The 24922-nt window shown below is 73.9% G+C and carries 20 protein-coding genes, 1 tRNA gene and 1 riboswitch; of the genes, 13 read left to right on the top strand and 8 right to left on the bottom strand.

From position 1 onward, the window contains the following. Nucleotides 1–20: 20 nt before the first annotated feature. From CUT83_RS16390 to CUT83_RS16380, 3 genes are all read left to right on the top strand, one after another. Complete coding sequence (locus CUT83_RS16390) at nt 21–494, top strand: bifunctional nuclease family protein (RefSeq protein WP_093658537.1); 474 nt, start codon at nt 21–23, stop codon at nt 492–494. 184 nt (nt 495–678) lie between these two features. After that, complete coding sequence (locus CUT83_RS16385) at nt 679–1278, top strand: MerR family transcriptional regulator (RefSeq protein WP_101256572.1); 600 nt, start codon at nt 679–681, stop codon at nt 1276–1278. A gap of 101 nt (nt 1279–1379) precedes the next feature. After that, entirely contained in the window at nt 1380–2834 is a 1455-nt protein-coding gene (locus CUT83_RS16380) for a DNA polymerase IV (RefSeq protein WP_101256571.1), read from the top strand. Here the strand turns inward: CUT83_RS16380 and CUT83_RS16375 are convergent. Then, complete coding sequence (locus CUT83_RS16375) at nt 2750–3127, bottom strand: PRC-barrel domain-containing protein (protein ID WP_101256570.1); 378 nt, start codon at nt 3125–3127, stop codon at nt 2750–2752. The two genes, CUT83_RS16380 and CUT83_RS16375, sit on opposite strands and share 85 nt — an antisense overlap. A 159-nt stretch (nt 3128–3286) precedes the next feature. Beyond that, a riboswitch (glycine riboswitch) is annotated at nt 3287–3384 on the top strand. Between the two features lie 183 nt (nt 3385–3567). Here CUT83_RS16375 and gcvP point away from each other — a divergent pair. Continuing rightward, nucleotides 3568–6474: an aminomethyl-transferring glycine dehydrogenase gene (gcvP, locus tag CUT83_RS16370; RefSeq protein ID WP_101256569.1), complete on the top strand. Its 2907-nt coding sequence runs from the start codon at nt 3568–3570 to the stop codon at nt 6472–6474. An 85-nt stretch (nt 6475–6559) separates the two neighbouring features. On the opposite strand, the gene CUT83_RS16365 is transcribed toward gcvP, so the two are convergent. Next, entirely contained in the window at nt 6560–6766 is a 207-nt protein-coding gene (locus CUT83_RS16365) for a DUF5999 family protein (protein ID WP_277347752.1), read from the bottom strand. Nucleotides 6767–7088: 322 nt separating this feature from the next. After that, nucleotides 7089–7679, bottom strand: coding sequence for a hypothetical protein (locus CUT83_RS16360; protein WP_101256567.1), 591 nt, complete (start codon nt 7677–7679; stop codon nt 7089–7091). 538 nt (nt 7680–8217) lie between these two features. Here CUT83_RS16360 and CUT83_RS16355 point away from each other — a divergent pair. Both CUT83_RS16355 and CUT83_RS16350 read left to right on the top strand, forming a co-directional pair. Continuing rightward, nucleotides 8218–9714, top strand: a complete 1497-nt coding sequence (locus CUT83_RS16355; RefSeq protein WP_101256566.1) for a glutamate-cysteine ligase family protein — start codon at nt 8218–8220, stop codon at nt 9712–9714. A gap of 279 nt (nt 9715–9993) precedes the next feature. Continuing rightward, entirely contained in the window at nt 9994–10767 is a 774-nt protein-coding gene (locus tag CUT83_RS16350) for a CPBP family intramembrane glutamic endopeptidase (RefSeq protein WP_101256565.1), read from the top strand. 51 nt (nt 10768–10818) lie between these two features. Here the strand turns inward: CUT83_RS16350 and CUT83_RS16345 are convergent, their stop codons facing one another. After that, nucleotides 10819–11649: a PhzF family phenazine biosynthesis protein gene (locus CUT83_RS16345; protein WP_101256564.1), complete on the bottom strand. Its 831-nt coding sequence runs from the start codon at nt 11647–11649 to the stop codon at nt 10819–10821. Between the two features lie 291 nt (nt 11650–11940). Here CUT83_RS16345 and selA point away from each other — a divergent pair, with 291 nt between their 5' ends. The 5 genes from selA to CUT83_RS16320 all read left to right on the top strand — a co-directional run bounded on the left by selA (nt 11941) and on the right by CUT83_RS16320 (nt 17076). Continuing rightward, complete coding sequence (selA, locus tag CUT83_RS16340; RefSeq protein ID WP_101256563.1) at nt 11941–13332, top strand: L-seryl-tRNA(Sec) selenium transferase; 1392 nt, start codon at nt 11941–11943, stop codon at nt 13330–13332. Between the two features lie 8 nt (nt 13333–13340). Continuing rightward, the gene (selB, locus tag CUT83_RS16335) at nt 13341–15158 is read left to right on the top strand and encodes a selenocysteine-specific translation elongation factor (RefSeq protein WP_101256604.1); all 1818 of its coding nucleotides are present in this window, start codon (nt 13341–13343) and stop codon (nt 15156–15158) included. Between the two features lie 74 nt (nt 15159–15232). Further along, a complete protein-coding gene (locus CUT83_RS16330; protein ID WP_101256562.1) occupies nt 15233–15679 on the top strand; it encodes a hypothetical protein in 447 nt (148 codons plus the stop codon). A gap of 106 nt (nt 15680–15785) precedes the next feature. Then, nucleotides 15786–16340 carry a DoxX family protein gene (locus tag CUT83_RS16325; RefSeq protein ID WP_101256603.1) on the top strand — a complete coding sequence of 185 codons (555 nt, stop codon included), beginning with the start codon at nt 15786–15788 and terminating at the stop codon, nt 16338–16340. 112 nt (nt 16341–16452) lie between these two features. Next, nucleotides 16453–17076 (top strand): DUF6939 family protein, encoded by a 624-nt coding sequence (locus CUT83_RS16320; protein WP_101256561.1) that lies wholly within the window; start codon nt 16453–16455, stop codon nt 17074–17076. Nucleotides 17077–17121: 45 nt separating this feature from the next. Here CUT83_RS16320 and CUT83_RS30135 read toward each other — a convergent pair. After that, nucleotides 17122–17214, bottom strand: a tRNA-Sec gene (locus CUT83_RS30135). A gap of 148 nt (nt 17215–17362) precedes the next feature. Here CUT83_RS30135 and selD point away from each other — a divergent pair. Then, on the top strand, nt 17363–18418 hold the full coding sequence (selD, locus tag CUT83_RS16315; protein ID WP_101256560.1) for a selenide, water dikinase SelD: 1056 nt from the start codon (nt 17363–17365) through the stop codon (nt 18416–18418). A 73-nt stretch (nt 18419–18491) separates the two neighbouring features. On the opposite strand, the gene fdh is transcribed toward selD, so the two are convergent. The 3 genes from fdh to CUT83_RS16295 form a co-directional block, all read right to left on the bottom strand. Beyond that, nucleotides 18492–21776, bottom strand: coding sequence for a formate dehydrogenase (gene fdh / locus CUT83_RS16310; protein WP_240958433.1), 3285 nt, complete (start codon nt 21774–21776; stop codon nt 18492–18494). A gap of 134 nt (nt 21777–21910) precedes the next feature. Next, nucleotides 21911–23056 (bottom strand): NrfD/PsrC family molybdoenzyme membrane anchor subunit, encoded by a 1146-nt coding sequence (gene nrfD, locus CUT83_RS16300; protein ID WP_420882495.1) that lies wholly within the window; start codon nt 23054–23056, stop codon nt 21911–21913. Continuing rightward, complete coding sequence (locus CUT83_RS16295) at nt 23053–24111, bottom strand: 4Fe-4S dicluster domain-containing protein (protein WP_101256557.1); 1059 nt, start codon at nt 24109–24111, stop codon at nt 23053–23055. Before CUT83_RS16295 ends, nrfD begins: the two co-directional genes overlap by 4 nt. Nucleotides 24112–24338: 227 nt before the next feature. On the opposite strand from CUT83_RS16295, the gene CUT83_RS16290 reads away from it, so the two are divergent. Then, nucleotides 24339–24914, top strand: coding sequence for a peptidase (locus CUT83_RS16290; RefSeq protein ID WP_194074713.1), 576 nt, complete (start codon nt 24339–24341; stop codon nt 24912–24914). Nucleotides 24915–24922 lie beyond the last annotated feature (8 nt).

Raw genomic sequence — 24922 nt, 5'->3', positions numbered from 1 at the left:
ATACGTCCTAGGGTTGCTGTGTGAACGAGCTCGACGTTGTGGGTGTCCGGGTCGAAATGCCCTCCAACCAGCCGATCGTTCTCCTGCGAGAGGTGGGAGGCGACCGGTACCTTCCCATCTGGATCGGTCCGGGGGAGGCGACAGCGATCGCCTTCGCCCAGCAGGGTATGACGCCCGCCCGCCCGCTGACACATGACCTGTTCAAGGATGTCCTGGAGGCGGTCGGGCAGGAACTCACCGCTGTGCGGATCACCGATCTCAGAGAGGGCGTCTTCTATGCCGAGCTGGTCTTCGCCAGCGGTGTGGAGGTGAGCGCCCGCCCGTCCGACGCCATAGCGCTGGCTCTGCGTACCGGGACGCCGATCTACGGCAGCGACGGTGTGCTGGACGACGCCGGGATCGCGATCCCGGACGAGCAGGAGGACGAGGTGGAGAAGTTCCGCGAGTTCCTCGACCAGATCTCCCCGGAGGACTTCGGCACCAGCAACCAGTGAGCGCCGTCGGCGCCAGGCCATTCCGGCACCCATTCCCGCGGCGAGGACACGCGAAACCACTCCTTGGGTGATTATCACTCGGCGTGCCGAGTGTGGCGATCGTTGACGCACCCCGAGTGACTGCCTACCGTCGATTGGGCAGGTCCCGGGCATATCCGCGGGACGTGAAGGACGGAGGGTCGGCGTGAGAAGCACCGGCGACAGCAGGGCGGCGGGCGATCCGTATCCGTTGCGCGAATCCTCCATACGGCCTACCGCCCGGTCCGCCTCCACCGCGCAGGGCGCCGCACCCGAGCTGATCGGCTACCGCGGCCCGACGGCGTGCGCGGCCGCGGGCATCACCTACCGACAGCTGGACTACTGGGCCCGTACCGGCCTGGTCGAGCCCAGTGTCCGTCCGGCTTACGGCTCGGGCACCCAGCGGCTCTACAGCTTCCGCGACGTGGTCGTGCTGAAGATCGTCAAGCGGCTTCTGGACGCCGGGGTGTCGCTGCAGAACATCCGTACCGCCGTGAGGCACCTGCGCTCGTGCGGGGCCGGGGATCTGGAGCGGATGACGCTCATGAGCGACGGCGCGACGGTCCACGAGTGCTCGTCGCCCGAGGAGGTCGTCGACCTCCTCCAGGGCGGCCAGGGGGTCTTCGGAATCGCGGTCGGCGTGGTGTGGCGGGACGTCGAGGCCGCCCTGTCCCGGCTGCACGCCGAGCGGGTCGACACCGGGGAGACGATCGTCGGGGACGATCCGGCCGACGAGCTGGCGCGCCGCCGCAACCGGGCGGGATGACACGGCGCGACGGCCGGACCACCGGTACGGCCGGCCCGGCGGGGCGGAGCCGGCGGGTGCCGCAGCCGTCCCTGTCAGTGGCGTAGGGCAGCATCACAGGTGTGAGAGGGACAGCGACGGTCCTGCACCTGGACATGGACGCCTTCTACGCCGCCGTGGAGCAGGCGGCCAAGCCCAGTCTGCGCGGAAAGCCCGTGATCGTCGGTGGTCTCGGGCCGCGCGGGGTGGTCGCCACCGCCTCCTACGAGGCCCGGACCTTCGGGGTGCACTCGGCGATGCCGATGGCACAGGCCCGCAGGCTGTGTCCGAACGCCGCCTACCTCACCCCCCGCTTCGGGCTCTACCGCCGTGTCAGCGAGGTGGTGATGGGGCTGCTGCGCGAGCTGTCGCCGCTGGTGGAGCCGCTCAGCCTGGACGAGGCGTTCGTGGACCTCCAGGCGGGCGGGGCGGCGGGAGAGGCCGGGCGGTGGTCCGCCGACGCCGCCCGTGCCGTGGGCGAACGGCTGCGCCGTGACATCCGTGCCGCCACCGGGCTCAGCGGCTCGGTGGGGCTGGCCGGGTCCAAGATGCTCGCCAAGATCGCCTCGGAGCAGGCCAAGCCCGACGGGCTGGTGATGATCCCGCCGGGCACCGAGCGGGCGCTGCTGGCGCCGATGCCGGTGCGCACGCTGCCCGGTGTCGGCCCCGCCACCGCCCAGACCCTGCGCCGGGCGGGGATAGCCACCGTCGGAGAGATCGCCGAGGCGGGGGAGGCGGAGCTGGTCCGGCTGCTGGGCCGGGCGCACGGTGGAGCGCTGTACGCGATGGCGCAGGGGGTCGACGAACGGCCGGTGGTCGCCGAGCGCGACGCCAAGTCGGTCTCGGTCGAGGACACCTTCGACACCGACCTCACCGACCGCGCGCGGATCCAGGCCGAGATCGCACGGCTCGCCGACCGCTGTGTCGCGCGGCTGCGGGCCGCGGGGCGCTCCGGGCGCACGGTGGTGGTCAAGATCCGCAGCTACGACTTCTCCACGCTCACCCGCTCCGAGACGCTGCGCGGCCCGACCGACGACCCGGAGGTGGTGAGGGAGGCCGCCGCCCGGCTCGTCGCGGGCGTGGACACCACCGCCGGGGTGCGGCTGCTGGGAGTCGGGGTGAGCGGGCTGGCCGACTTCACCCAGGAGGACCTGTTCGCCCAGGCCGGCACCCGGGCCGCCGGGCTCCTCGGCGCGGGCCGGCCGCCGAGCCCCGCCGCGCCTGCGGCGGCGGGCGGACCGGCGGCCGGAAGGGAAACGCGGGGGGTACGGCACTGGCTGCCCGGCCTGGACATACGGCACGCGCGGTACGGGCCGGGCTGGGTGCAGGGCAGTGGTCTGGGGCGGGTCACGGTGCGGTTCGAGCAGCCCGGGTCGCCGCCGGGCCGGGTGCGCACCTTCACGGTGGACGATCCGGAGCTGGAGCCCTCCGAGCCGCTCCCGCCGTGGGGCGGTCAGGCCTCGGAGCCCGCGATCCGCCCGAACGTCATGTCCTCGTCGGAGGCGGGCGCGCCGGAGCCGGGCACCCCCAGCCCGTAGTGACGGTAGAGCTGCAGTTCCTGCTCGGGGGAGAGGTGGCGGCCCACGCCGAAGTCGGGCGCCTCCTTCACCAGGGAGCGCTCGAAGGGCACCTTCAGCGCCCCGTCCACCACCTCGCTGGGTTCCAGCGGGACGAAGGCGTCGCGGCTGAAGAACCCGGTGCGCACAGCTGCCCACTCGGGGACTCCGGTGGCGTCGTCGAGGTACACCTCGTCCACGGTCCCTATCTTCTGCCCGGTGCTGTCGAACGTCTTGAGGCCTATCAGATTCCGCGGGTCGATGTCGGTCTGCACGGCGGTCCCTCCAACTCCTCGCACGAGAAGGCGCCTGCTCGCGAACAGTCGCCACAAACAACGAAACGGCACATTCGGCGCACCGGCCACTCGGGCAGGGCGGCGGGAGCCGCGGCCGGGTCGATGCCATCGGGCGCTGGTAGGCTCTGAAGTGGCTGTTGACCCCGAGCGGGAGAGTCCTCCGGTGACAGTGCCGGAGGCGCCGAAGGAGCAAACCCTCCCCGGAATCTCTCAGGCTCACGTACCGCGCGGGTGAGGTCACTCTGGAAAGCAGGGCGGGCCACGACGGACGACGCCGCAGCCCCTCCTCACCGACGGTGAAAACCGGGCCGCGCACGCGGGCCGGTGAAGCTCTCAGGTCGCGATGACAGAGGGGGAGGCCGTCGGGGCACCCGCGCCGCGGTGCCCCTCGCAGGTCGCGCAGACCAGGAGGCCTCCAGATGACAGCAGACCGCACTCCTCCCGCCACCTCCCTCACGGAGCTGGAGCGGGGCACTCCCTTCGAGGAGCGCCACATCGGCCCCGACGCCGGTGAGCAGGCCAAGATGCTCGCCCAGGTCGGCTACGGGTCGCTGGACGAGCTGGCCGCCGCCGCCGTACCGGAGGTGATCAGGAGCACCGAGGCGCTGGATCTGCCCGCGGCCCGCAGCGAGGCGGAGGTCCTGGCGGAACTGCGCTCCCTGGCGGGGCGCAACCAGGTGCTGGACTCCATGATCGGCCTGGGCTACCACGGCACCTTCACCCCGCCGGTCATCCTGCGCAACGTCATGGAGAACCCCGCCTGGTACACGGCCTACACCCCGTACCAGCCGGAGATCTCGCAGGGGCGTCTGGAGGCGCTGCTGAACTTCCAGACCGTGGTCGCGGACCTGACCGGGCTGCCGACCTCCGGGGCCTCGCTGCTGGACGAGGGCACCGCGGCGGCCGAGGCCATGGCGCTGTCCCGGCGTGTCGGCAAGGTCAAGCAGGGTGTCTTCCTGGTCGACGCCGACTGCCTGCCGCAGACCATCGCCGTGATCGAGACCCGCGCCGAGCCCACCGGGGTGGAGGTCGTCGTCGCCGACCTGTCCGGCGGCATCCCCGCCGAGATCGCCGAGCGGGGTGTCTTCGGCGTGCTGCTGCAGTACCCGGGCGCCTCCGGCGCCGTGCGCGACCTGCGCGGCGTGATCGAGGAGGCGCACGGGCTGGGCGCGGTCGTCACCGTCGCCGCCGACCTGCTCGCCCTCACCCTGCTGACCTCCCCCGGCGAGCTGGGCGCCGACATCGCGGTGGGCTCCAGCCAGCGCTTCGGCGTGCCGATGGGCTTCGGCGGGCCGCACGCCGGGTTCATGGCGGTGCGGGAGAAGTTCGCGCGCAGCCTGCCCGGCCGCCTGGTGGGCGTCTCGGTGGACGCCGACGGCACCAGGGCCTACCGCCTGGCCCTGCAGACCCGGGAGCAGCACATCCGCCGGGAGAAGGCCACCAGCAACATCTGCACCGCCCAGGTGCTGCTCGCCGTGATGGCGGGGATGTACGCCGTCCACCACGGCCCCGATGGGCTGGCCGCCATCGCCCGCCGCACCCACCGCTACGCCGCCGTCCTCGCCCAGGGGCTGCGCGAGGGCGGGGTCGAGGTCGTCCACGGCACGTTCTTCGACACCGTCACCGCGCGGGTGCCCGGCCGGGCCGCCGAGGTCGTCGCCGCTGCCCGCGAGGCCGGGGTCAACCTGCGGCTGACCGACGCCGACCACGTCGGCATCGCCTGCGACGAGACCACCGGCCGCGCACAGCTCGCCGCGGTGTGGGGCGCCTTCGGCGTGGAGTCCGGAGCCGGGGACGCCGAGGCGCTGGACGAGGCCGCCGGTGAGGTGCTGCCCGCCGCCCTGCTGCGCACCGACGACTACCTGACCCACCCGGTCTTCCACCGGCACCGCTCCGAGACGTCGATGCTGCGCTACCTGCGCCGGCTGGCCGACCGGGACTACGCGCTGGACCGCGGCATGATCCCGCTGGGCTCGTGCACCATGAAGCTCAACGCCACCACCGAGATGGAGCCGGTCACCTGGCCGGAGTTCGGCGCGCTGCACCCCTTCGCGCCCGCCGAGCAGGCCGAGGGCTATCTGACGCTGATCCGCGAGCTGGAGGAGCGGCTGGCCGAGGTCACCGGTTACGACAAGGTCTCCATCCAGCCCAACGCCGGCTCCCAGGGGGAGCTGGCGGGCCTGCTGGCGGTACGGGCGTACCACCGGGCGAACGGCGAGGCCGGCCGCACCGTCTGCCTGATCCCCTCCTCCGCGCACGGCACCAACGCCGCCAGCGCCGTGATGGCCGGGATGAAGGTCGTCGTCGTAGGGACCGGCGAGAACGGTGACGTGGACGTCGAGGACCTGCGGGCCAAGATCGACAAGCACCGCGATGAGCTGGCGGTGCTGATGGTCACCTATCCCTCCACCCACGGCGTGTTCGAGGAGCACATCACCGACATCTGCGCGGCCGTGCACGAGGCGGGCGGGCAGGTCTACGTGGACGGGGCCAACCTCAACGCGCTGGTGGGCCTGGCCAAGCCGGGGAAGTTCGGCGCGGACGTCTCCCACCTGAACTTGCACAAGACCTTCTGCATCCCGCACGGCGGCGGCGGCCCGGGGGTGGGCCCGGTGGCCGTCCGCTCCCACCTGGCGCCGTACCTGCCCAACCACCCGCTCCAGCCCGCGGCCGGACCCGAGACGGGCGTGGGGCCGATCTCGGCGGCGCCCTGGGGCTCGGCGGGCATCCTGCCCATCTCGTGGGCGTACATGCGGCTGATGGGCGCCGAGGGACTGCGCCGCGCCACCCAGGTGGCCGTGCTCGGGGCCAACTACGTCGCCAAGCGGCTGGAGCCGCACTACCCGGTGCTCTACACCGGCCCTGGCGGTCTGGTGGCCCACGAGTGCATCATCGACGTCCGTCCGCTGACCAAGGCCACCGGCGTCAGCATCGACGACGTGGCCAAGCGGCTGATCGACTACGGCTTCCACGCCCCGACGATGTCCTTCCCCGTGGCGGGGACGCTGATGATCGAGCCCACCGAGAGCGAGGACCTGGCGGAGCTGGACCGCTTCTGCGACGCGATGATCGCGATCAGGGCCGAGATCGAGAAGGTCGCCTCGGAGGAGTGGGACGCGCAGGACAACCCGCTGCGCAACGCCCCGCACACCGCCGCGCAGCTCGCCGGCGAGTGGGAGCACTGCTACGGGCGCGAGGAGGCGGCGTTCCCGGCCGGTGTCGCGGCCGCCGACAAGTACTGGCCGCCGGTGCGGCGCATCGACGGCGCCTACGGCGACCGCAACCTGGTCTGCTCGTGCCCTCCGATGGACGAGTACGACGGCTGAGCCGCGGCCGAGCGCTACCGACAGGGGCGGTCCCCCGCCGCACGGCGGGGGACCGCCCCTGCGGCGGTGCGGCGCCGCACCGCCGTCAGGCGGCGGCCGTGACGTGCCCGGCGCCGAGCGGCCGGTGCGGCGCGATGACCTGCCCATCGGGCAGCAGTTCGCCGGTGTCCTCGAAGAGCAGGACACCGTTGCACAGCAGGCTCCAGCCCTGTTCCGGGTGGTGCGCCACGAGGTGGGCGGCCTCCCGGTCGGCGGAGTCGGCTGACGGGCAGGGCGGCTGGTGCTGACACATGGTGGAGTTCTTTCGCTGCGATGTGGTGGTGCTCTGGTTGGATGCGTGGTTCATGACCGCCCCCGTGTCTCCTGGTCGATGCCCCCAGTGTTGTCCCGCGGCCGGGATTCCGCAGGGGTTTCGCCGCGGCTTCCCCCACGTTCTGACGGCGCGTCCTCCCCGAGGGCGGTTGCCCGGGCCAGAGTCATCCGTTCGGGTGATATCGGAGCCGTGGACGACTAGTCATTCGGGAGGGCGGAATCGACAGTGGTGCCCCGCGACCGGCCGGTCGCGGGGCACCACTGTCGATTCCGGTCCCGTCACCGGGCCGTGCCGCCGCCGGTCAGACGGGCGTGCCCAGCAGGGGCCGGGGCGCCAGCCGCCGGGTCAGCAGCGGCAGCAGGCCGTCCACGCGGTGCGGCCGGTGCGCCGCGATCCCGGGCGGGGCCGGGGCGAGCGGCACCAGCAGATCCGCCGGGGCGGGTGAACCCGCGCCGGCGTCGGCCTCCGTGTCGCCGTGCAGCCACAGCGTCAGCATGTAGAGCTCCGGCACCGACAGCAGACGCGGCTGGTACGCCGCCGGCAGTGTCTCGGCACGGCGCAGGGCGGCCTCGGCCGAGGCGACGAACGGCCCCTCGCAGAAGTGCGAGAACGTCCAGCCGTCCGCGGTGAGCATCGCGTCGGCGGCGCCCACCACGCCGTGCGCGTCCCGCAGCAGGAAGCGCCAGCCCGCCAGCCTGGTGCGGGGCGGCCCCGCCGAGGCGGTGATCCCGTTCAGCACGTGGAGCGGCAGGGAGAGGTCCGGATGCACCGGGCCCGTCCGGGCCCGGAGGCCGGGAGGGGCGGCGTCGCCGCGGAGGCCGGCGGGGGAACCGAGGGCCGCGTGCACACTGCGCAGAGCGGGTGCCGGGGCCGGTTGGACACGCAGGGGCATGGTGGGTCGCCTCTCGATCGGAGACACGGTGGTGCTCAACTGCTGGCGCGGACGGCGCTGTCGGCGTACGGAAGGGCCGTGCGGAAGGCCGGGAAGGAACCGGGAAGGAGGGATACGGCGGATGCGCGCCCATCGTCGGGTCGCGTCTCAGCCGCTTTCGTGGAGTTTATACGAAGGTTGTTCAGCCGGTGTTTCGGCTAGCCGTCCAGCATGTTACCGGCAAGAGGTCATCCGGACATTCTTCGGCGGTGTTCCATCTGCGGCTTCTCGGATGTCCGGCCGCTGACCTGGAAAGCGGCTGACCATGCGGTCGTCCGTATCTCTTCGCCATTCCCTGCGGACGAGGTTCGCCGGTCCGATGTCAGCGGGTGGATGTCGGCGAGCCGGGAGTAGTGGCGTATCCCTGACGTATGACATGGGAATGTGCCCCATGAAAGCCTGAGTCCAGCTTACCGAACCCTCACTGTCGCACGGGGCGTTATCTCTCGCATCCGCGGGGCATCATCCGGTCACGGTTCATTCGAGGAGGGACGCATCGATGGGCGAGAAGGTCGAGGCCGGCGGGTTCGCCCTGTCCGACCGCCGGCGTTACCGGGACAAGCTCCAGCGGTGTCTCCAGGGGCTGCGGCGGCTGCTGGACGAGCAGCGCTTCGACCGCCCCCGCGATCTCATGGGGCTGGAGATCGAACTGAACCTCGCGGACACCCAGGGGATGCCGCGGATGATGAACGCCCAGGTGCTGGAACGCATAGCGAGCCGGGATTTCCAGACGGAATTGGGGCAGTTCAATCTCGAGGTGAACATCCTTCCGCACCGGCTGTCCGGGCGGGTGCTGGACCAGCTCGCCGAGGAGTTGCGCACCGGTCTGGCCTATGCCGACCGCAAAGCCGCCGAGGTCGACGCACGCATTGTGATGATCGGTATTCTTCCGACCCTCACGGGAGACGACCTGGTTTCGGCGAACCTCACCGCCGCGGACCGCTACACCCTGCTGAACGAACAGATCATGACCACCCGGGGCGAGGAGGTCGTCCTGGACATCGAGGGTGTGGAACACCTGAGGTACGCCTCGTCCTCCATCGCCCCGGAGGCCGCCTGCACCTCCGTGCAGCTCCATCTGCAGGTCACCCCCGGCCGCTTCGCCGATGTGTGGAACGCCGCCCAGGCCGTCTCGGCCGTCCAGGTCGCGGTGGGCGCCAACTCGCCCTTCCTCTTCGGCCGCGAACTGTGGCGGGAGTCCCGTCCCCCGCTCTTCCTCCAGGCCACCGACACCAGGCAGCCGGAGCTGATCGCCCAGGGGGTGCGGCCGCGGACCTGGTTCGGCGAGCGGTGGATCTCCTCGGCGTACGAGCTGTTCGAGGAGAACAGCCGGTACTTCCCGCCGCTGCTGCCCGTCTGCGAGGACGAGGAACCGCTGGAGGTGCTGGAGTCCGGCGGTGTCCCCTCGCTGGCCGAGATGACACTGCTCAACGGCACCGTCTACCGCTGGAACCGGCCCGTGTACGGCGTCGCCGACGGAGTGCCGCATCTGCGGGTGGAGAACCGGGTGCTTCCCGCCGGCCCCACCGTCACCGACGTGCTGGCCAACACCGCCCTCTACTACGGCCTGGTGCGGGCGCTGGCCGACGACCCGCGCCCGGTGTGGAACCGGATGCCGTTCTCCGCCGCCGCCGAGAACTTCGACGCCGCCTGCCGCCATGGCATGGACGCCAGGCTGTGGTGGCCCCGCCCCGGCCGCGGCGGAGAGCTGTCGGCCGTACCCGTGGACCGGCTGGTGCTGGAGGAGCTGCTGCCGATGGCCGCCCGGGGCCTGGACGTATGGGGCATCGAGCCCGGTGACCGGGACCGCTACCTGTCGGTGATCGAGGAGCGCTGCCGCCGCCGGGTCAACGGGGCGTCCTGGCAGGCCGACGCCTACCACCGGGCCCTGGAGGGCGGACTGGACCGGGAGAAGGCGCTGGCGGCGACGGTGCGGCGCTACTGCGAACTGGTGCGTACCGGGGAGCCGGTGCACGGCTGGCCGGCCGGCCCGTAGGCCGCGGCGGACCCGGAGCGATTCCGGGCCGTGCCTTCGGACCCCGCGCATCCGGACCCCGCGCATCCGGGGGCCCCGAGCCCCGTCTCTCCCGCCCTTTCCCGGGCCCGCCGCCGCAGGGCGGGAGCGGTGGGGCAAGCTGTGTCGTTCCATGTCCGGGAGGGACGAACGGCGAAGCGGGAGGCGCGAGTGCGAGCGGGCGTGCGCGACGAGGAACACGGACCGGGGCGCGGACGGGAGCGGGGGCCGGGAAACGGAGGTGGTGCACCGGTACGGCGGGTGCTGGGCCGCGAGACGCTGCTCGTGCTGGCGCTGTCGCTGGGCGCGAGCGCCGTGTCGGCGCTCATCAGTTTCGCCGGGGCGCTGACCAGGCCCGGCGGCCTGAAGGACCAGGCGGCCCGGCTCAACGGCTCCTACGCCCCCGACCGGCCCTGGCTGGACCTGGCCTGGCAGCTGTTCGGCATCGCCACCGCGCTGGTCCCGGTCCTGCTCGTGGCCCACCTTCTGACACGCGAGGGACCGGACAGGCCGGCCGGCGGCGCCGGAGGCGGGCCGGGGCTGGGCGGAATCGGCTTCGACCTTCGCCGCCCCTGGTCCGACCTGGGCCGGGGCGCGGTGGTCGCGGCGGGGATCGGGGGCAGCGGTCTGCTGCTCTACCTGGGCGCGCGGGCGAGCGGCTTCAACCTCACGGTGGTGCCCGAGTCACTGCCTCAGGTGTGGTGGAAGATCCCGGTGCTGATCGCCTCGGCGGTCCAGAACTCCGTGGTGGAGGAGGTCATCGTCGTCGGCTACCTGCTGCGCAGGCTCGGTCAGCTGGGCTGGAGCCCGGCGGCGGCGCTGACGGCCAGTTCGCTGCTGCGCGGTACGTACCACCTCTACCAGGGGATCGGCGGTTTCGTCGGCAACGTGGTGATGGGTGTGATCTTCGTGTGGCTGTACCGGCGCTGGGGGCGGGTCGGGCCGCTGGTCGCCGCGCACGCCCTGATCGACGTCGTGGCGTTCGTCGGATACGCGCTGCTGGCGGGCCGGGTGGACTGGCTGCCCACGGGCTGACGGCCCGCCCGGCCCGCCTCTGTCCGGTGGTGCGGAGGCGGACGCACCGGCTCACGGCCCGGCGAGCAGCTCCCCGTCGATGACGGTCACGGCGTCGCCGGTCAGCAGGGTGCGGTCGCCGCGCACCGTGGTGCGCACCAGGCCGGTGCGGGCCGAAGCCTGGAGACCGGTGAGGGAGTCCCGGCCCAGCCGGCCCGACCACAGGGGCGCGAGCGCGGTGTGGGCGCTGCCGGTGACCGGGTCCTCGTCGATGCCGACGGCCGGGCCGAAGAAGCGCGACACGTAGTCGTACGCACCCTGCCCCCCGCCGTCGCCCGAGGCCCGGGCGGTGACGATGACGCCCCGGTGGTTCAGCCGCGCCACGGCGGTGAGATCGGGGGTCAGGGTGCGTACGGTCTTCTCGTCGGCCAGTTCGACCAGCAGGTCGCCGATGTTGGGACCGGTGTCGTGGGCGGAGAGCACATCGGCGCCCAGGGCCGCGCGGACGTCCTCGCCCACGGGGAGTTCGGTGAGCGGGGCGGTGGGGAAGTCCAGGGTGATCGAGCCGTCGGCGGCCGTCTCGGCGGTGAGGATGCCGCTGCGGGTGGCGAACCGGATGGTGCCGGCGGCCGCGCCGGCGGAGCGCAGCACATGGGCGGTGGCGAGCGTGGCGTGGCCGCAGAGGTTGACCTCGGTGACGGGGGTGAACCAGCGCAGTGCCCAGTCGGCCTCGGAGCTGTCGGGCAGCGGGCGGGCGTAGGCGGTCTCGGAGAGGTTGACCTCGGCGGCGAGTTTCTGGAGCCGGTCGTCGCCGGGGAACGGCCCGGAGTCCAGGAGTACGACGGCGGCGGGGTTGCCCGCGAAGGGCCGGTCGGTGAAGGCGTCGACGATACGAATCCTCATGATCGGCAGCCTAGAAGGCCCGGGCGGCACCGGCCACGGCCAGTGGCGGTCGGGTGGCCCGGAAGGAGACCGGCGGGGAGGACTGACCGGACCAGGTGCGGGCACGTGCCAGAAGGCGGCGCACGGCGGTGCGGCACCACGGTGCCGGGCCACCGCGCGCCTATCCTGGCCGACGCCCCCCGCGCCACTCCGACAGCAGCCCCCGCCCGTCCGCGGCCGCGCCGGACGGCACCGGACCGGCGGCGGACGGCCGGGCCCCTACCTGTACGCGCACCACCAGGAGGCCACCGGATGGACCGCGACACCGCGACGGCGGACGTACAGACGGCGGATACGCAGGCGGCGAGGAAGCCCGCGGCCGACGCGCGGCGCCGGCTCCCCCGTACGGACGCGGTGCTCGCCGACCCCCGGCTGGCCGAGGCCGCCCGGCGCCTGGGCCGCGCCCTGGTGAAGTCCGAGGCGGTCCGCGCCCTGGAGCGCGCCCGGGCCGGCGAGATCCCCCCGGAGTCCGTCGCCGACGCCGCGGCCGGGGCACTGCCCCCGACGGCGGGAGGACTGCGGCCGGTGGTCAACGCCACCGGAGTGCTGCTCCACACCAACCTGGGCCGGGCCCCCCTGTCGCGGGCCGCCCGGGAGGCGGTGGACGCCGCCTGCGGTCCCACCGACGTGGAACTCGACCTGACCACCGGCGCCCGCTCCCGGCGAGGGGCCTCCGCCCTGGACGCCCTGTGCGGGGCGGTGCCGCACGCCGAGGCCGCCCATGTGGTGGGCAACGGCGCGGCCGCCCTCGTCCTGGCCGCGACCGCGCTCGCGGCGGGGAAGGAGATCGTCGTCAGCCGGGGCGAGATGGTCGAGATCGGCGACGGCTTCCGCCTGCCCGACCTGCTGGTGTCCACCGGCGCCCGGCTGCGCGAGGTCGGCACCACCAACCGGACCTCGGCCGAGGACTACGCGGCGGCCATCGGCCCCAACACCGGCTTCGTGCTGAAGGTCCACCCCTCCAACTTCCGCATCACCGGCTTCACCCGCTCGGCCTCCGTGGCCGAACTGGCCCGGATCTGCCCTCCCGGGGTCCCCGTCGTCGCCGACATCGGCTCCGGGCTGCTGCGCCCCGAACCGTTGCTGCCGGACGAGCCGGACGCCTCCGGCTGGCTGCGCGCGGGCGCCTCCCTGGTCACCGCCAGCGGCGACAAACTGCTCGGCGGCCCGCAGTGCGGCCTGCTCCTGGGCCGGGCCGGCCTGGTGCGGCGCCTGGCCCGCCATCCGCTGGCCCGCGCGTTGCGCGTGGACAAGCTGACACTGGCGGCCCTGGAGGCCACGGTGCGCGGCCCCGCCGCCCCCGTCCGCACCATGCTCCACGCCGACCCCGGCGGCCTGCGGGCACGCGCCGAGCGCCTCGCCGGCGAACTGCGCGGCGCGGACATAGACGCCCGCGCCGTGGACAGCGAGGCCGCCGTCGGCGGGGGAGGGGCGCCCGGCGTCACCCTGCCCAGCGCGGCGGTGTCGCTGCCCGAGGAGTACGCCGGGCCCCTGCGGCTGGGCGAACCCGCCGTCCTGGGACGGGTGGAGGGCGGGCGGTGCCTGATCGACCTGCGCACCGTCCCGCCGGAGCGGGACGCGGACGTGGCGGAGGCGGTGCGGCGGGCGGCCAAGACCGCCGCGGACGGCCGGGGAGAGGAGTGAGCGCGGACGTGCACGTCATCGCCACCGCCGGCCACGTCGACCACGGCAAGTCGACCCTCGTCCGCGCGCTGACCGGCATGGAACCCGACCGCTGGGAGGAGGAGCGCCGCCGCGGCCTCACCCTCGACCTGGGCTTCGTGTGGACGTCCCTGCCCGGCGCCGGACGGATCGCCTTCGTCGACGTGCCCGGCCACGAGAGGCTGGTCGGCAACATGCTGGCCGGAGTCGGACCCGTGCCGGCCGTCCTGATCGCCGTCGCAGCCGACCAGGGCTGGCAGCCGCAGTCCGAGGAGCACCTGGCCGTCCTGGACGCGCTGCGGGTGCGGCACGGCGTACTCGCCGTCACCCGCGCCGATCTCGCCGACCCCGGCCCGGCCCGCGACGACGCTCTCGCCAGGATCGCCGAGACCTCGCTGGGGAAGGTCGAGGCCGTGCCCGTCAGCGCCGTCACCGGCGAGGGACTGGAGGAACTGCGCGCCGCCCTGGTCCGGCTGACCGCCGAGCTGCCCGAACCCGACCGGGCCGCCGACGTACGGCTGTGGGCGGACCGCTCCTTCACCGTGCGAGGCCGCGGCACCGTGGTGACCGGCACCCTCGCCGCGGGCACGATCCGCACCGGCGACCGCCTCGCCCTCGCCTCCGGCGACCGGCCGGTGGTCCGCGTACGCGGAGTGCAGTCCCTCAAGGAGGACCGCGGGGAGGTGGGCGCGGTCGCCCGCGTCGCGGTCAACGTGCACGGTGCCGGAGCCGAGGCGCTGCGGCGCGGCGACGCCCTGCTCACCCCCGGCCGCTGGCTCGTCACCGGCCTGCTGGACGTACGGCTGCACGGCGACCCGGCGGCCGACCTGCCCCGGCACCTGGTGCTGCACGCCGGCTCCGCCGCCGTCCCCGCCACCGTACGGCCGCTGGGGACGGACACCGCCCGTCTGACCCTCGGGCGCCCGCTGCCGCTGCGGGTGGGCGACGTGGCGCTGCTGCGGGACCCCGGGCGGCACCGGATCCCCGCCGGGATCACCGTGCTCGACGTCCGTCCGCCCCGGCTGGAGCGGCGCGGCGCGGGACGGGCCAGGGCCCGCGAGCTGGAGACGTCGGCCGGCATCCCCGACGGCACCTCGGACGGCAGGGCCCAGGTGCGGCGCCGGGGGCTGGTGCGGGGCTCCGAACTGCTGGCGATGGGGGTGCGGCCCCCGTACGAGCCCGTCGCCGGGGACTGGCTCGCCGACCCCGGCCACTGGGCCGGGCTGCGGCGCGCACTGGCGCGGGCCGTGGAGGAGCACGCCGCCCGGCACCCGATGGACCCGGGGCTGCCGGCCGAGGCCGCCCGCCGCGCCCTCGGCCTGCCCGAACGCGCCCTCGTCCGGGCTCTGGTGGACGCCGCGCCCCGGCCGCCCCTGGAACACCGCGACGGCCGGGTCTACGGCAGCACCGCACGACCCCAACTGCCGCCGCGGGTGCGCAAAGCGGTGGACACCGTACGCGCGGAGCTGCGCACCGCACCCTTCCGAGCCCCGGAGGCACACCGGCTGGCGGAACTCGGCCTCGACCCGAACACGGTCGCCGCGGCCGCGGCCGCGGGCGAACTGCTCCGGGTCGGCGACGGGGTCGTGCTGCTGCCCGGCGCCGACGACCGGGCCGCCTCACTGCTGGCCCGGCTGGAGCAGCCCTTCACCACCAGCGAGGCGCGCCGCGCCCTGGACACCACGCGCCGGGTCGTGATCCCCCTGCTGGAACACCTGGACGCACGCGGTCTGACGGTCCGCCTGGACAACACCCGGCGGCGCTGCGAACGGTCGTCCGGGCGGGCGGCCGACGCACCGGAGGGCTGACGCGCCGTCCCGCCGGCCGCACCGGCCCACTACGCTCCCTGCGCGAAGCATCAGTGCGAGAAGGGGGCTTGCCGATGTCCGACCACCACTCCGGCGACCGGTCCGGCGACCGGTCCGGCGACGCGGCCGGCGCGAGGACCGCGAGGACCGGTACGCGGGCGCGCGGGCTCATCAACGACGGGGACCCGCGCGTGGCGGCCGTCGAACGGCAACTGGGCCCGGAACTGGTCGAGCCGCTTCCCCCGGAGCGGCTGCGCTACCTCGCGGCTCTGGCCGTCGCCGTGTGCGACGAGCACGCCGACCACGCCGAGCACGCCGACCGCGGTCGGCCCGCACCGCGTGAGGGGCGCGGCGGGCGCGTGGAACGCGCCCGGTCGGCCCATGCGGAGCGCAGCCGCGCCACCCGTGCGCTCGCGGGCGTCCTGGCGGGGGTGTTCCTGCTCCTGCTGCTGGTCCTGGCCGCCTCGGTGGTCGCGGCGGTGGCCGCCGCCGTCATCGCCCTGTGGCGCGCCGTGCTCTGACACCGGGCCGCGGCTGCCCCGAACGGGCCCGGGAAGTGGTGGGAGCGCGGGGGAGCGGTGAGGCTGGGGAGGGCGACCGACCCTCAGAGAGGTGATCCTCATGCCCATGCCCCCGATCGACCGCGGCGACCTGGGACTGCTCGTCCTCAGAGCGGGCACGGGCGGCGTCCTGTTCGCGCACGGCGCCCAGAAGCTCTTCGGCTGGTTCGGCGGACACGGTCCGGAGGGCACCCGGGAGGCCATGGAGTACATGGGTTTCACGCCCGGCAGAACGAGCGCGCTGGCCGCCGGGCTGGCCGAGGCCGGCGGCGGTGTGCTGCTGGCACTCGGCCTGGCCACGCCGGCCGCGGGGGCGGCGGTCGCGGGGACCATGACGGGGGCGGTGTCGGTCCACGCCCCGGCGGGCTTCTTCGTCACCGAGGGCGGCTACGAGTACCCGGCCTTCCTGGGATTCGTCGCCACCTGTCTGAGCGTCACCGGCCCCGGGCGCCACTCCCTGGACCATGCGCTGGGCCACCGCCTCAACCGCCCCTGGGTGATGGCGGCCGCCTTCGCGGCGAGCACCGCGGCCGCCGCCGTCGTCCTGCGCCGCCGGGCGGGCGCACTCGGCAGCGGACCGGAGCAGGCGACGCCTCCCGGCGCGGGCCCCGTCCCGGACTGACGGCGCCGCGGCCGCTCCCGGGCGGGTTCCGGCACCGGGCGCAAAGGGCCGTTGTCAGTGGCGTGGGGCATGCTCGGTGGTCCGTATCACCAAAGGGGGGGAGTCCTTTTCGATGACGATCCATGTGGCCGGCCGCCGCCGTACGCCCGCCTCGCTGGGCAGGGCGTTCCCCAAAGCGGAGATCGTCGACGTGACCTCCCGGGCGATGGAGCCATGGGTGCGGCTGAGCCCCTTCTTCCCGCACGGCGGCATACCGGTGCCCTTCTTCGGCGGTCTGACGGGCCGGTCGGTGGAGGGCGTCTGGCAGGCGCTCAAGGTCTTCCGCGACACCGGCGTCGACCTGTCGAAGCTCGACGTCACGACGATGCGCGGGCTGAAGCGGACGGTGCGGCGGTACGGGCCGGTGCTCGGGCACCGCGCAGGTCCGTCGGGGGAGCGGCTGCTGGGGTACGAGGCGGCCCGCCGCCTCATCTATCTGCCGTCCTACCGGTGGGTTCTGGAGAACCGCGCCGCGGAGCTGGTCGAGCGGCTCCGGGAGACGGCCGCGGAGGCGGACGTGGTGCTGCTCGACTACACCACCAACGGCGATGTCGCCGATTTGGCGACCCCGCTCTCCCACGCGGCACTCCTGCGCTCCTGGATCGAGGGCCGCTGGCCGAGCGAGGAGGAACCACCGAGCCAGGCGCCGGGTCCGGCCGCCGGACCGGAGCCGGGAGAGGGCGTACGGACGCGGTGAGCGGCGGCGGAACGGCAGCGGGCCGCCGGTCCGGTGGGCGGCCGGCGGAGGCGGATGGGAATCGAACCCACCTGCCCGAGATCCTCGGACACCTCGGTTTTGAAGACCGGGAGGGCCACCAGGCACCCTTACGCCTCCATGCCGCCGGGGCACTCGTGCCCGGACGTGGATCATCCAAACGCCGCCGCTCGGGGGGAGTCAATCTCCTCCCGCGGCGTTTCGGCCGGTGACCGCGGGGCAGTCAGTGCCCCGACATCCGGCACGGGGGCGGTGAGAGGGGATCGCGATGTACACCCGGAACGAGACGGACGGCCACCAGGACGGCGGTGCGGTGGAGACACCCGTACGGCTGACCCGGTACGCCCACGGCGGCGGCTGCGCCTGCAAGATCCCGCCCGGCGAACTGGAGGAGGCCGTGGCCGGGCTGACAGGGATCCAGCCCACCACCGAGCCCGCCGGCGAGTTGCTGGTCGGACTGGACACCGGCGACGACGCGGCCGCCGTGCGCCTGCCCGGGCCGGAGGGCGGCCCCGCCGTCGTCGCCACCGCCGACTTCTTCACCCCCGTGGTGGACGACCCCTACCACTGGGGGCGCATCGCCGCCGCCAACGCGCTGTCGGACGTGTACGCCATGGGCGGCCGCCCCCTGGTGGCGGTGAACCTGCTGGGCTGGCCGCGCGGGAAGCTGCCGTTCGAACTGGCGCGGGAGGTGCTGCGCGGCGGACTGGAGGTCGCCGCGCAGGCGGGCTGCCACGTCGGCGGCGGCCACAGCGTCGACGACGTCGAACCCAAGTACGGCATGGCCGTCACCGGGATCGCCGACCCGGACGCACTGCTGCGCAACGACGCCGGGCGGCCGGGAGTGCCGCTGTCGCTGACCAAGCCGCTGGGCCTGGGCGTGCTCAACAACCGGCACAAGGCCACCGGCGAGTTCTTCGGGCACGCGGTGGAGACCATGGCGGCCCTCAACCGGGAGGCGGCGCAGGCGGCCCTGGCGGCGGGCGCGCGGTGCGCCACGGACGTCACCGGCTTCGGGCTGCTGGGCCACCTGTACAAGATGGCCCGCGCCTCGAGGGTGAGCGCCGTGGTGGACTCATCGGCCGTCCCCTACCTGGACGGCGCGCGGGAGGCGGTCCGCGACGGCTACGTCAGCGGCGGCACCCGCCGCAACCTCGACTGGGTCGCCCCGCACACCGACTTCGGCTCCGCGGACGAGCACACCCGGCTGCTGCTGGCCGACGCCCAGACCTCCGGCGGCCTGCTGGTGGCCGGGGAGATCCCCGGCGCTCCCGTGATCGGCGAACTGGTCCCGGCCGGGGAGCACGCGCTGGTGGTCCGCTGACGGGGCGCCGCCGGGGCGCGGGCGGGGTCCTGCCGGGGCGGCACGGGAAGGCACGTGTCGCCCCGGCGGGCCGTCAAATGTCCCGGCCCGTCTCCTCGGTGATCCCCGACCGCACCCGGTACTCGCGCACCAGATCCAGCAGCTCCGGCCCGCGCGGCCGCCGCCCCGGCCGGATGTCGCACGCCAGCGCCTTGGTCTCCTGGATGTGCACGTTCGGGTCCAGCGACACATGGAGCAGTTCGTTGGCCGAATCCCCGCGCGAGTAGCCGTTGGAGCCCCAGTGGTAGGGGAGTCCGACCTGATGCAGGGTCCGGCCCTGCACGGTGATCGGCGACACCCGGTCGGTCACCATCACCCGGGCCTCGATCGCGGAGCGGGCGCTGACCACCGTGGCCCAGCCCATGTGCTCCAGTCCCCGCTCGGCCGCCAGTTCCGGCGAGACCTCGCAGAAGAACTCCGGCTGGAGTTCCGACAGGTACGGCTGCCACCGCGACATGCCGCCCGCGGTGTGGTGCTCGGTGAGGCGGTAGGTGGTCGCCACGTATGGGAACACCTCCGAGCCCGGCTCCGCGCCGACGGGCTGGTACCGGTTGACCGGGTGCGGCTTCCCCAGCACCCGGACGGGGTTGCGCTGCTGGCGGTAGAGCGGGTTGGTGAACGGCGTCTCCTGCGGTTCGTAGTGCGCCGGCAGCGGCCCGTCCAGCAGGCCGGTCGGCACGTACAGCCAGGCCTTGCCGTCGGCCTGCATGATGAAGGCGTCGGTGCCCGACAGGGCGTCGGGGCCCTCGGCGTCCTCGGCCGGTACGTGGTCCGGGCGCCGCTTCTTCGGGAAGTCCGGGACGTCGTGCCCGGTCCACTGCCCCTTGGCCTCGTCCCACCACACCAGCGCCTTGCGCTCGCTCCACGGCCTGCCCTCGGGATCCGCCGACGCCCGGTTGTACAGGATCCTGCGGTTGGCGGGCCAGGCCCAGCCCCACTCGGGGGCCACCCAGTTCTGCCGCTCTCCCGGTTTGCGGCGCGCAGCCTGGTTGACGCCGTCGGCGTAGACGCCGCAGTAGATCCAGCAGCCGCACGCCGTCGAGCCGTCGCCCTTGAGCTGGGTGTAGGAGGACAGCGGCCCGCCCTCGGCGTCGAAGCCGTTGATCTCGGCGAGGACGGCCTCGGCGTCCGGCTCGGCGTTGTCGCCGTGGACCGGGTAGTCCCAGGTCAGGTCCAGGACCGGACGGTCCCTGTCATCGGTGGAGCCGGCCAGCTTCTCCCGGATGATCCGCCCGAGGTGGTACATGAACCACAGGTCGCTGCGCGCGTCCCCGGACGGGTCCACCGCCTTGTGGCGCCACTGGAGCATGCGCTGGGTGTTGGTGAAACTGCCGTCCTTCTCGGTGTGCGAGGCCGCGGGGAGGAAGAACACCTCGGTGCGGATGTCCTCGGTGCGCAGCTCGCCCGACTCGGTCTCGGGGCCGTCCTTCCACCAGGTGGCGCTCTCGATCAGGGAGAGGTCGCGCACCACCAGCCAGTCCAGGTTCGCCATGCCCAGGCGCTGCATCCGGCCGTTGGCGGAGCCGACGGAGGGGTTCTCGCCCATCAGGAAGTAGCCCTTGCAGACCCCGTCCAGCTGGTTTTGCACGGTGCTGTAGGTGTCGTGCGAGCCGGTCAGGCGCGGCAGGTAGTCGAAGCAGAAGTCGTTCTCCTGTGTGGCGGCCGGCCCCCAGTACGCCTTGAGCAGGCTCACCAGGTAGTCGCGCATGTTGCCCCAGTAGCCCCGCTTGCCCGCCTCGGCGTCGACGAAGGTGTCCAGGTCGGTGCCGGTGTGGGCGTGCGGCATGGGGATGTAGCCGGGCAGCAGGTTGAACAGCGTCGGGATGTCGGTCGACCCCTGGATCGAGGCGTGCCCGCGCAGGGCGAGGATTCCGCCGCCCGGACGCCCGATGTTGCCCAGCAGGGTCTGGAGGATCGCCGCGGTCCGGATGTACTGCACGCCGACCGTGTGCTGGGTCCAGCCGACGGCGTAGACGAGCGCCGTGGTGCGGTCCCGGCCGGAGTTCTCGGTGATCAGCTCGCAGACCTGGAGGAACGTGTCGCGCGGTACGCCGCAGACCTCCTCGACCAGCTCCGGCGTGTACCGGGCGAAGTGCCGCTTGAGCACCTGGAAGACGCAGCGCGGGTCGCTGAGCGTCTCGTCCCGCCGGGGCTTGCCCTCGCCCAGGTCGGCGCCGCCGGAGCCGTGGGACTCGCCGCGGGCCTCCTCGGAGAGCTCGTCGACGCTCTCGTCGGAGGACGCCTCGTCCTTTGCGCCGGTGTCCGGATAGTTCTGCTCCCGGTGCCCAGAGGCGGCCTGCGCCCGCATCCCCTCGTACTGCCAGGTGCTCGCGTCGTACGTGCGGTGCTCCGTGTCCAGTCCGGAGAAGACGCCGTCGAGGTCCTCGGTGTCACGGAAGTCCTCGCGCAGGATCACCGGTGCGTTGGTGTAGGCCAGCAGATAGTCGCGGAAGTACTTCTCCTCGCTCAGGACGTGGTTGACGATCGCGCCGAGGAACGCGATGTCACTGCCCGCGCGCAGCGGCACGTGGACGTCGGCCAGCGCGCTGGTGCGGGTGAACCGCGGGTCGACGTGGATCACCTTCGCACCCCGGGCCCTGGCCTCCATCACCCACTGGAACCCGACCGGGTGGCACTCGGCCATGTTCGAGCCCTGGATGACGATGCAGTCCGAGTTCTGCAGGTCCTGCTGGAAGGTGGTCGCGCCGCCGCGGCCGAACGAGGTCCCCAGACTGGGGACCGTGGAGGAGTGTCAAATACGTGCCTGATTCTCGATCTGTACGGCGCCCAGCGCCGTGAACAGCTTCTTGATCAGGTAGTTCTCCTCGTTGTCGAGCGTGGCGCCGCCCAGGCTCGCGAAGCCCATGGTGCGCCGCACCCGCTTGCCGTTGTGCTCCTCCTCCCAGCCCGACCGGCGCGACTCGATCACCCGGTCGGCGATCATGTCCATCGCCGTGTCCAGGTCCAGCCGCTCCCACTCGGTGCCGTGCGGCCGCCGGTAGAGCACCTGCTGGGCGCGGGCCGAGCCGGTGGTCAGCTGGAGGCTGGCCGCGCCCTTGGGGCACAGGCGTCCCCGCGAGACCGGGGAGTCGGGGTCCCCCTCGATCTGGGTGACCTTCCCGTCCTCGACGTAGACGTTCTGACCGCAGCCGACCGCGCAGTAGGGGCAGATGGACTTCACCACCCTGTCGGCGGTCTCCACCCGCGGTGTCAGGTTCGCGGTGTGCTCGCTGCTCGCCGCGGCACCGCGGCCCAGCGGGTCGTCACCGGTGAGCTGCCGGTAGACCGGCCAGGAGTTGATCCAGGTTCGGATGCCCACGACTGCCGTCCTCGCTGAACTCGTACCACTGGTCTGCGGTGCGACCGCCCGTGCCGCCCCCCGCGGGGAACGGCACGGGCCACCCTGTCACCGGTTTCCCGGGGTACCCGGGGCCGCGCCCGCCAAACCGGCGTTCACGCCGCCGGTTCACCGTCCGCGCCGCCCCCGCTGCCCGTGCCGTCCGCTCCGCCCGTGCCGTCCGCTCCGCCGCCGGCGTGCTCGCGACGGCGTTCCCGGGCGCGGGCGCGCAGCCGTTCGCGCTGGGGCAGGACCGTGTACTTCGGATCCTCCGCGGACGCCACGCCCGCGTTGAAGACGCCGAACCGCAGGGCCGCCGAACCGGCCAGCAGGGCCGCGCCCGAGAGCGCCGCGGCCGTCCGGCTGCGCCGTCCGGCCAGCAGCCCGGCGGCCGCGCCGGCCGCGGTGAGCACCTTCGAGGCGCGCATCAGGGCTCCGGGCCTGCCGCGCTCCAGCGGCTCGGCGGCCAGCCCCATGCGGCGGGTCATCACCGCCGTGGCCCCCAGTTCGAGCGCGGCCCCGAAGACGGCGGCCCGGCGGGCCGGGCCGGCCTGCTCCACGGGAGCGGCCAGCATGCCCAGTCCGGCCGCCGCCGCCGCCCCCGAGCCGGTGAAGACGAAGGGCAGTTCGCGGTAGCCCTCGTGCCAGGACGGCACGGCCGTGTCGGCGATCAGCACGGCCGTGTAGGAGGCGACGGCCGGGCCCAGCACCGCCGCGCCGGCGGTGGCCGCCGCGCCGGAGCGCCGGAACAGACCGGTCGCCTCGGTGACGGCGGACACCCCGGCGAGCGGGCCGTAGGCGGCCAGGAGCCAGGACCCCATGCTCATGGGCGAGGTGGGCTTGGCGACCCGCAGCATGTTGTAGAAGCGCCCCGGACGGCCCAGATCGTGGATCAGCGCCACCGTGGAGGCGGAGATGGCCCCCAGCGCCCCGATCTTCGCAGACTGGGCCAGGACGCGGCGCCCGGTGGCGTGCGCCCCGGCGGCCAGCAGCGAGGAGCCGCCGGCCAGACCGCCCAGGAAGAGGTAGCCCGCGATGTCGAGGGCCTTCCAGGTGGGCCGGTTGAGGATCGGCATGCCGTAGTACGAGGTGAACTCGGCCTCGGGGACGACCGGCCGCTCCCCGCGCCGGCGCCTGCGGCGGTGCCTGCCGCCGCCCTGGCCAATCGCGGCCGTCCGGCCGGGGTGTTCGCCGTCCGTCTCCGCCCCGCCGGGGCCACCGGGGGTGACCGGGCCCGGCACGTTCGGCTCGGGGGTGCTCACCGGCGCCTCCCCGCGAAGCAGGCGGCCACCCCGGCGGCCATCGCCGCCGCCGCGACCGCCGCGTGCCGCCACATCGACGGCAGGTCACGGGTGGTCACCACCGGGTCGGGCGGCATGCCGTAGGCCTCCGGTTCGTCCAGCAGCAGGAAGAACGCGCCGTCACCGCCGACGCCGTCCTCGGGGTCCTCGCCGTACAGCCGGGCGTCGGGCACGCCCGCGGCGTGCAGCTGCGCGACCCGGGCCGCGGCCCGCTCCCGCAGCTCGTCCAGCGGACCGAACTGGATGGAGTCGGTGGGGCACGCCTTGGCGCAGGCCGGCTCCATCCCCGCGCCCAGCCGGTCGTAGCACAGGGTGCACTTCCAGGCGCGGCCGTCGCCCTTGCGCTGGTCGATCACTCCGTAGGGGCAGGCCGGGACGCAGTAGCCGCAGCCGTTGCAGATGTCCTCCTGGACGACGACGGTGCCGAACTCGGTGCGGAACAGCGAGCCCGTGGGGCACACGTCCAGGCAGGCCGCGTGGGTGCAGTGCTTGCACACGTCCGAGGCCATCAGCCAGCGCAGCTCGGTGCGTCCGTCGGGTGCGATCGGGGAGATCTCGCCGGTGGGGGCGCCCGGCCCGTCCCCGTCCGGGGCGCCCGGCTCGGGGGCCGTGGCGCCCAGGCGCCCGGCGGCGGCGAAGACGTCGAAGTCGCCCATGCCCTCCGTGCCGCCGGCGCCGGTCGCGGGGCCGTGCGCCACGCCCGGTTCCTGGCTCCCCAGGGGTTTGCGCTGTTCGATGAAGGCCACATGCCGCCAGGTGGAGGCGCTCAGCCCCTGGGAGTTGTCGTAGGACATCCCGGTCAGCTCCAGGCCGTCCTCGGGCACGGCGTTCCACTCCTTGCACGCCACCTCACAGGCCTTGCAGCCGATGCAGATCGAGGTGTCGGTGAAGAAGCCCACGCGCTGCGGGTGGTCGCGGTGGCCCGCGGCGCCCGCCACGTCCGGCTGCGCGCCGTGGAGCAGACCCCCCGAGGCGGACGGCCCGGTGTCCCCGGTCTGTGCGGCGGTGTCGGTCATGGAGCCTCTGTCTCCCTTCCAGTGCACCTGTCGGCGGCTGTGCTGTCCACGGGTCCCCGGGAGACGGCCGGGCGAAACGGGGCCGTCCGTTCCTCCGTCCGGGGAAGGAGACGGCGGGCCCCGCCCCCACCCCTGGGGGGACGCGCGAATGGGCCGCGGCGCGGATGCCCCGGCGCCGGCGGGGTGATGGGGTGGGGAGTGTGCACAGTCATACGTACCGCCCGGCCATGGCCGGGCGGAGGCCGAAGGTCTGCGCCGCGCTCGGCCCGGGGCCGGCGGCGGCGCTGTCGAGCGCGCGCCGCCGCGCCGTGCGGGACGGGGACCGGCAGGCCGACACCGCCCATCTGCTGCACGGCCTGGTCGAGTCGGACCCGGCCGTGCGCGCGGCTCTCGGCGGTACGGCACGCCTGACGCGGATCCTCGGCTATCTGGCGCAGCGCAGCATCGGCTACGGGTTGCGCTGGCGGCGGACCGTCGAAGGCGCGGCGGGCGCGGTGGATACGGTCCAGGAGGCGCCGGCAGCTGCCCCGGCAGGAGTCCTCGGCTGGTCCCCCGCCGCCGTGGCGGCCCTGGAGGACGCCCTCCGGCGGGCACGGACGCGGGGCGGAGCGCGGGTGGAGGGCACGGATCTGCTGGACGCCCTGCTCGCCGATCCGTACTGCCGGGCGGTGGAGGTGCTGCGCCGCGCGGGCGCCGTCCCCGCCGAGGCACCGCTCGCGGCCTCCGTCCCCGCCGCCGCGCGAACGGAGGCGCGGGGCGCCGGGACCCGCCCCCAGCGACTGTGTCAGGGTCACAGCCGCTGACACTCCTG

The sequence above is a fragment of the Streptomyces barkulensis genome, from assembly GCF_002843305.1.
GTDB lineage: Bacteria > Actinomycetota > Actinomycetes > Streptomycetales > Streptomycetaceae > Streptomyces > Streptomyces barkulensis.
Note: the sequence above shows the minus strand (reverse complement) of the source record. Positions and strands in the feature narration are given on the sequence as shown.